At 34.7% G+C, this 7,676-nt stretch carries 8 protein-coding genes and 1 pseudogene; 3 read left to right on the top strand and 6 right to left on the bottom strand.

The genetic code is table 11. The features are described from left to right. Positions 1-409 precede the first annotated feature (409 nt). The 6 genes from K737_RS01615 to K737_RS11800 all read right to left on the bottom strand — a co-directional run bounded on the left by K737_RS01615 (position 410) and on the right by K737_RS11800 (position 6,281). Positions 410-1,330 carry an ABC transporter permease gene (locus tag K737_RS01615; RefSeq protein ID WP_006296995.1) on the bottom strand — a complete coding sequence of 307 codons (921 nt, stop codon included), beginning with the start codon at positions 1,328-1,330 and terminating at the stop codon, positions 410-412. Between the two features lie 197 nt (positions 1,331-1,527). Then, a complete protein-coding gene (gene trpS / locus K737_RS01620; RefSeq protein WP_006296996.1) occupies positions 1,528-2,520 on the bottom strand; it encodes a tryptophan--tRNA ligase in 993 nt (330 codons plus the stop codon). Next, a complete protein-coding gene (locus tag K737_RS09265) occupies positions 2,517-2,804 on the bottom strand; it encodes a hypothetical protein (RefSeq protein ID WP_152531031.1) in 288 nt (95 codons plus the stop codon). The genes trpS and K737_RS09265 overlap by 4 nt, the downstream gene beginning before the upstream one ends. Positions 2,805-3,152: 348 nt before the next feature. Then, positions 3,153-4,808, bottom strand: coding sequence for a S49 family peptidase (locus K737_RS01630; RefSeq protein WP_006296998.1), 1,656 nt, complete (start codon positions 4,806-4,808; stop codon positions 3,153-3,155). 54 nt (positions 4,809-4,862) lie between these two features. After that, on the bottom strand, positions 4,863-5,669 hold the full coding sequence (locus K737_RS01635) for an enoyl-ACP reductase FabI (protein ID WP_006296999.1): 807 nt from the start codon (positions 5,667-5,669) through the stop codon (positions 4,863-4,865). A gap of 348 nt (positions 5,670-6,017) precedes the next feature. Continuing rightward, positions 6,018-6,281, bottom strand: coding sequence for a transposase (locus tag K737_RS11800; protein ID WP_006297001.1), 264 nt, complete (start codon positions 6,279-6,281; stop codon positions 6,018-6,020). Positions 6,282-6,683: 402 nt separating this feature from the next. Between K737_RS11800 and K737_RS11580 the strand changes: the two are divergent. The 3 genes and pseudogenes from K737_RS11580 to K737_RS11805 all read left to right on the top strand — a co-directional run. After that, positions 6,684-6,848, top strand: a pseudogene (locus K737_RS11580) (IS630 transposase-related protein); the annotation flags it as partial. A 176-nt stretch (positions 6,849-7,024) separates the two neighbouring features. Further along, positions 7,025-7,183, top strand: coding sequence for a hypothetical protein (locus K737_RS10440; protein WP_006297002.1), 159 nt, complete (start codon positions 7,025-7,027; stop codon positions 7,181-7,183). A 114-nt stretch (positions 7,184-7,297) separates the two neighbouring features. Beyond that, a complete protein-coding gene (locus K737_RS11805; RefSeq protein ID WP_407636441.1) occupies positions 7,298-7,360 on the top strand; it encodes a hypothetical protein in 63 nt (20 codons plus the stop codon). Positions 7,361-7,676: the final 316 nt, after the last annotated feature.

Below are 7,676 nucleotides of genomic sequence, written 5' to 3' on the forward strand. Positions count from 1 at the left end.
ACGAGCTCCCCCCTTGTCGAATAACTAAACTTCCTTAATCCTCTCTTCTACGCGTCGGTTCTTTTCTTTCCTATGCTGCGTTCTTAACGCAACACGATCTTCTTCTTTCAGAAATCTTTGCATAAGAAAAATTATTAAACTTGTAAACAATTTCATTCAGAACGAGTATCTTATTTGAATATTTAAAATCAGGAAATAAACTCGGATTAAATTTAGACTTTATGAAGCGATAAAACGGAAAAGAATCACGCATAAAAACTCTAAATTATGAAAAAGCGGAACTAGAAAAATCCTTAAAATTTCACTTCGTGCAAGGTGTAGATCTGAATGACTCCTTGCCTAAATGTTTAGTACCTGAGTATTTTTTGCTTAACACAAACGAAACTATAGTGCAAAGCGCATAACGTTTCTATGTGTCTAAACTTTTTTCTACCTTTCTTTGCAGTTTTTCAAAAGCAATAATAGGAATAAGTAAAAATCCCATCATTACAAATGCTAATGCGCACGCTGCTGGCCAATCATGATTCACAAAAAATTCATACCATAATAGCCGGCCAATTGTAATGCATTGTTTTCCTCCCAAAATTTCTGGAATTATGTATTCTCCAACTGCGGGAATGAAAACTAAGCTTGCCCCTGCTAGTATCCCGGGGCTTGAAAGCGGCAATATGATCTTCCAAAACGCTCTCCAAGGGCGACACCCTAGTGTATAAGCTGCTTCCAGCATAGTAACGTCAATTTTTTCCAAAGTAATGTATAAAGGAAAAATCATAAAAGTAATGTACGAATATACAATGCCTAGTAAAACCGCTCCTTGATTATGAATACATTGAAAAGGACCGATACCGAAATACTTTCCCAAAATAAAATTAACAAATCCATGCATTGAAAGAATATTTGTCCAAGCACACATACGCACCAAAAAGGAAGACAAAAAGGGCAACGCTACCAAAATTAATAAAAATACACGCCACGGTTTAGAAAAACGTGTAATAACATAAGCCATAGGATACCCTAAAAAAAGGCAAATCAATGTAGAAGAAAACGCAAGGTATAAAGAAACAAAATATGCTTTTCTGTACAGAACCTGAGAAAGCACTCTATAATAATTGATAAAAAACAATCTGATTTCGATACCATAATTTTCCGTATAACGAAGTAAAGGTGTAAAAGGGGGAGTATCTACTTTAGGTTCAGAAATACTAATAATCATTAAAATCCCGATAGGAATTATTAAAAAAAGTCCAAACCATCCGTAAGGAATCATAACCCAAAATGAGCGCCATTTCTTTCCTATATGATAAATTTTTTCAACAATTTGATTGAACACCCTAATACTTACCCCGAAAAACTAGCCTGTGAAAAGCATAACGAATTTTCTAAAAGAGTACAACATTAGCATGCAAGCTTTTCAAAGCGAAATCCAAAAAAAATCTTCTAATACTATTGAAGAACTCTTCCCTTACTTTAAATAAGGTGATCAAACTTTTTAATCATTCTGTACTTCCTTTCTTTCAGTATTTCTTTTTAAAAATAGTTCACTCCAATCGCTTTTCTTACCTGCTCTATGGTCTTTAGGGCTACACTACGCGCCTTTAATGTTCCACATTTAAGAACAAAACTTATGTATTCTTCTGTGTATTTAGCTCGCTTTTCTCTGATTGGATCCAAAAAATCCTGAAGAACTTCATTCAAAATATTTTTTATGGTGGTGTCACCAAGCCCTCCACGTTGGTAATGTATTTTAAGATCATTAACTTCTTCAGTATTGGGATGAAAAGCGTCTAAATATGTAAAAACAACATTTCCTTCAACCCTTCCAGGGGTGCTAATTTTTATATGTCCTGGATCTGTATACATTTGAAACACTTTGTTTTTTATTTCTTGTGCAGTATCTGAAAGAAAAATGGCATTTCCTAACGATTTACTAGCTTTTGCTTTGCCGTCTATCCCTACTAACCTTGGCGATTTGCTTAAAACTGCTCTGCATTCTTTTAAATAGTCCACAGCATAAATACGATTAAACCGACGTACAATCTCATTAGTTTGCTCAATCATTGGAATCTGATCTTCTCCTACGGGAACTATTTCTGCCTGAAATATCGTTATATCAGCAGCCTGACTTACTGGATAACAAAAAAAACCAGCGGGAATAGAATCGTCGTACCCCTTTTGTTGGATTTCACTTTTTACGGTAGGATTTCTTTCAAGCCTTCCTAAAGTAACAAGATTTAAATAGTATACAGTTAGTTCAGAAATCTCAGGAATCTGGGACTGAATTAAGATAGTCGTAACTTCTGGATCAATTCCAACACTTAAATAATCTTTTGCTACCTCAAAAACATTTTCTGTAATTTTCGACGGATTTTCGAAATTATCAGTAAGAGCTTGAACATCAGCTATCATTACATATTGTTCAAATTCGTTTTGCAATTTTACTCTGTTCTGTAAAGAGCCTATGTAATGCCCTAAATGCAATTTTCCACTTGGCCGATCACCAGTTAAAATTTTCTTTTTCACTTGCTTTCCTTCCAGTACTGATATACATAGTTAATCGCTCTTCCAAGAAAATATCCTGAAAATGCTCCACTTATCCGATTTTCAAAAGAAAGATATTTTGAAAAAATCTCATAATCCATAGACTCTAGATAGCCCAAATAATATTTCATAAAAAATACAAAAAGAAGAATAAGTAATGGAATATAGCTTCCGATCACCTCAACTGATTTTAAACTTTTTATAACTTTTACTTTCTTACTTCTGTGTACGAAAAAACTTCCTAAAGTTGCTAAAAAAACAATCAAAGTGAAAGCTCTCGAGTTTTGGGAAAAAAAATTTTTGTATTGTATAAAAAATAACAAGAGCGGAAAAATGAAAAATTTTGGAACGTAAACAATTCTTGTTTTTATATTTTTAATACCAAAAAACAGCACGTACGCAAATATGCCCCAAACATAAAAGGGAGTGCTTTTTATTATTTGCAAAAAATTTGTCATAATTTTTCCTACAGTAATACCTTAAACTCCACACAACCAATCGATATTCAAAGAATCAGACTTAGATCTGTTTAATGCAAAAATATAGTACTCCATTTTTTTAATTAGAAATTTATTTAACGACACACACTCCACCTTCATAAATTTTCTAATGCTTCACCTAATTCGCATTAACATACAAAGTTTTCGACCGTTTACAAACATTTCAGTAAAGGCTTTTGCTACTTTTTCCTTCAGCATAGACAATATCCAATGTAAAGAGTAACGAGCACCAGGAGTATAATCAACAACCTCTAAAGAATTTAATGATTTTTTTTCTTTTTTTGCCCAATTTAATGCCTGGGAAAAATCCCCTAATTCGTCTACTAACCCCAGAGTTTTTGCCTCTTCTCCCGTCCACACTTGCCCTTGTGCCAGAGCTTGAACATCTTCTTTTTTCATTTTTCGTTCTTCTGCCACTAAAGAAAGAAAATGTTCATATCCAAGTGCAGTAATTTTTTCCCACCGGGTTTTTTGGCTATCGCTCCAGCTTGTGTACAGGCTTTCACTAGACCCGCTTCCTGTGGTCACACTGCCAAACCCGATTTCCCAGGTCTTTAACCCCTTTTGAAGATCAAATTTTCCCGCGTAAACGCCAATTGATCCCGTAAGAGTTCCAGGCTGAGCCCAAATTTTTTCTCCAGAACACGCAATCCAATATCCTCCAGAAGCAGCAACACTTTCCATAACGATCACTGTTAATTTTCCTGCATTTCGGCAACATGAAACTCCATGTCGCAAAGCTTCTGCCGCAGAAGACGTTCCTCCTGGAGTATTAAGCATAATAAAAACAGCACTTATCGAAGCGTTTTGTGAAATACTGATCAATTGATCGCACAGTCGCTGAGTATCGAATGTTGCACTGCCTAACTCTCCATCAATACGCAAAATCGCAATGTGATGTCTATGAAATAGCTTAGATTTTATCCACGTCCAGATATTTTTATTTCTTTTCAGATATTCACTAACGTCAGCATTTTTTTCATTTTGGGTATATTTTAATTTAACTTGATCCCAACAAGAAGCCAATGCATCAACCCACCCTAATTTTTTTGCCTCTTGCGCAGAGCAAGTCAAGTTCACAAGCCCATCTTCTAAAGAAAAACCTTTGATACGTTTGTCTTCTTGAAGATCTTTTAAGATCTGTTTGTTCCAACTTTTTAAAATACGAGTCATCATTTTTTTTTCCTGAATGGCCATATCAGAGCGCGTAAATCCATCTGGTCCAGATTTGTATTTTCCTTGCGCTACAAAATTACTGCGTACCCCCAACGCTTCTAAAAATTTACCAAAATATAAGCGCTCTACGCTCATTCCTTCCAGCATCATATGACCGGAACTTGCAAGATAAAAGCGATTAGCACAAGAACCTAAATAGTACCCGGATATCCCTATTTCTCCTAAAGAACCAACAGATTGAGCGTAACATATAACTTCTTTTCCTTGAGCCTTAAGTTTTACCAACATCCCCCTTAAAACCTGCGCATCTGCTATACTTATGTCGAAATTCAGATGCAAGACAATACGCCGAAGATAAGGATCTACTAAAGCACGCTCTAAGGATGCTTTCCAATTTTTTAGGTGTGATCCCTGCTCCCAAGCTTCAAAATGATGTTCTAATACTAAGACGTGGACAGGTGTAGAAGGAAGTCCTCGACGAAAAAAAAGAACCAAAACAACAAAAGTAACCGCATACCCTACCACAATAAATAAACGATTGAATCCGGAAAAAATTTTTTTTCCTCCCCAACCGATCGCCGCACTTATCTTCATACCCATTCCATAGTTTTTTGTTTTTTAGATGCAAAAGTAATCGAAGTAATCGTATTAAACATTTTTTTGAATATCTGGAGCATGAACTAATTTCATACCAATCACATGATATCCTGAGTCTACGTGATGAACCTCACCAGTTACTTTTGAAGACATACCGCTAAATAAATACAGCGCCACATCCCCAACATCTTCTTGAGTAACCCCCGCCCGTAGAGGCGCGTTGTGAGTGGTCCAATCTAAAATATATCTAAACCCATCAATTCCTCCCGCTGCTGCAAGGGTGCGCATAGGTCCTGCAGAAATTGCGTTAACCCGAATACCTTGAGGCCCTAAATCCGCTGCTAAATACCTTACGCTAGATTCTAAAGCTGCTTTTGCAACTCCCATAACATTGTAATGGGGAATAACTTTTTCTGCACCATAATAAGATAAAGTAACTATACTTCCTCCTGAAGTCATAAGACTGGCAGCCTCTTTGGTCATCTCAATAAGAGAAAAACAAGAAATGTGCATAGTTCTAATAAAATTCTGTTTACTAGTGTCTAAAAATTTTCCTTTCAATTCTTGCTTATCTGAATATGCTGCTCCGTGCAGCATAAAATCTAATTTTCCCCAGGTTTTTCGAATATGCTGAAAAAGATCAAAAATTTGGTTAGAATCTTCCACATCGCAAGGAAAGATAGAGGCAGCAGAATCCAAAGTTTTTGCCAAAGGTTCTACTCTTCGCTTTAAGGTATCTGTTTGATAAGTAATAACCAGTTCCGCACCTGATTCTGCAACCTTTTTTGCAACTCCCCAGGAAATAGAATCTTGATTGGCAACACCTAAAATCAATCCTTTTTTTCCCTTTAACAACATACCCTAAGCCCCCTTTCTTTTCTTCTTAAGAAAATATTGTACATGAGTTCTTAGATGACTTCAATAAGCTTTCTAAAAAGGGATTCCTCGTTTTTTATATTATTTTTCAGATTTTTTTTTGTTGTACTAAAAATAATCTAATTTCCCAGTAATTAATTATTAAATAAATTTTTCTCTCTTATTTTTGATACATTGATATTTCCCGCAATAGTTGTTTGAATTCATTTTGGGAATACAGCGGGATTTAATAAAAAACCAAACGGTCTAGGGATTGACTTTTTCGGTGTTTTCTTAATTTTTAAATGGTTATATTATAGTAATTTAGGTCGAATTAGATGCTTTAAAGAGCTACGAAACATCTTCGAATAGAATGTTGAAAGTTAGTATATTGCATTCAATTCCCCTCTTCATATTAGCCCAGAATTTCTCTATTGGATTCAAATCAGGAGAGTAAGGAGGTAAAAAAATTATACTGCATTTTACAGATTCTATTAATTCTCTACTTCTCTTGTATTTATGAAAAGAGGCATTATCCATAATAACAACTTTACCAGGCTTTAGTTTCTTGATCAGAAAATTTCTACCTAAGCTTGGAATAGTAATGCGTCGCAAGATTTTTTAAAAACCATTGGTGCTATCGGCTTATTATTAACCAAACCAGCTGCTTTCTTGTCTGTATTTTCTATACCACCTGCCTATCGCTGATACACTTATTTTAAATAGTTGCGATGCTTCAATATGTCCGTTCCCCTCATCTAAATATTTATTATCCTTTGTCTTAAATCGTTGCTGTAGCTCTTTGTCATTTTTCTTTTATTGTAAAAAAAATACACCTAATTCAACCTAAAATACTAAGTATGCTAAGATCGGATAAAAAAGTCACGGAAACGAGTTGAGAATTAAGTTAGAGTATGAATCAAAAAAATAAAAATATGACATACTCATACTCTGTTCAATTTCGTAAAAGAAGTACTTAAGCTTTAATCAGAAAGAGCAAGCTATAGTAAACTTTCCGAAAAATTTAAGATTTCAACACAGACTCTCAGTAGATGGAAGAAAGAAATAAATCCTAAGATAAGAACAAACAAAAAAACAATTAAAATAGATAATGAATCTTTGAAGAAATATATAAAAGAATATCCTGATTCTTATAGATATGAAAGAGCAAAAAGGCTTTGAGTGGGCGCATCTGGGATAAAACATGCTAAGAAACGTATAGGCGCTACATATAAAAAAACTCTAAATCCCCCCAAAGTGGATCCAGAAAAAAAATCTAAATTTTTCCAAACAATTGAGCAGCTAGAAAAAGTAGAAAAAAAATTCCTCACATAGATGAAAGTGGCTTTGCACATGACATGCCCAGAACCCACGGTCATTCTGATAAGGGAAGACGGTGCTATGGAAGTCATGATTGTGGGGCAAAAGGAAGAATAAATGTGATGGGAGGATTAATAGGTTCTGCTTTAGGTGCAGTAGGTTTGTTAACAGCCAATACTGATGTTTTTGCATATTGAGTGTAGCAGAGTTTTATTACCAAACCTTCCAAAAGAAAGCGTTATTGTTATGGATAATGCCATTTTCCATAAAGGGAACGGTATGCAAAAGATGCAGGTCATAGTTTGCTTTATTTGCCTTCATATTCCCCTGATCTCAATCCTATTGAGAAAAAATCGGCCCAAGCAAACATATAAGAAGAACTTTAACTTGTTCAATTGATCTCTTATTTCAATTCCATTTTTCGTAATTTTTTTTATACTGTTTTATCTATAGTTTAATTTTAGAAAACAATCCTTTCTTTTTAATTTCTGTTTTATTTTCTATTTTCTGCGCTTTGAGCGTATTCAGCGCTTCATTAACCAAAGTGTCAATAAAGTAGCTTTCTAAAAGTCTTTTTTTGTGTTAATCTCTACCATACTCCCCCTCACTTTTTTTCAGGTAGTTTAAAAGATCGCTGAAATCAAAGAGTAAGAGTTTATCTTTGATCTACCTGAGTCCCCTTGTGAAGTA

The sequence above is a fragment of the Holospora undulata HU1 genome (assembly GCF_000388175.3).
Classification (GTDB): Bacteria; Pseudomonadota; Alphaproteobacteria; order Holosporales; family Holosporaceae; genus Holospora; species Holospora undulata_A.

Coding starts and splice junctions, on each gene's coding strand:
- K737_RS01635 (WP_006296999.1), bottom strand. CDS start 5,669: ATGTTGTTAAAGGGAAAAAAAGGATTGATTTTAGGTGTTGCCAATCAA.
- K737_RS01630 (WP_006296998.1), bottom strand. CDS start 4,808: ATGAAGATAAGTGCGGCGATCGGTTGGGGAGGAAAAAAAATTTTTTCC.
- K737_RS10440 (WP_006297002.1), top strand. CDS start 7,025: ATGCCCAGAACCCACGGTCATTCTGATAAGGGAAGACGGTGCTATGGA.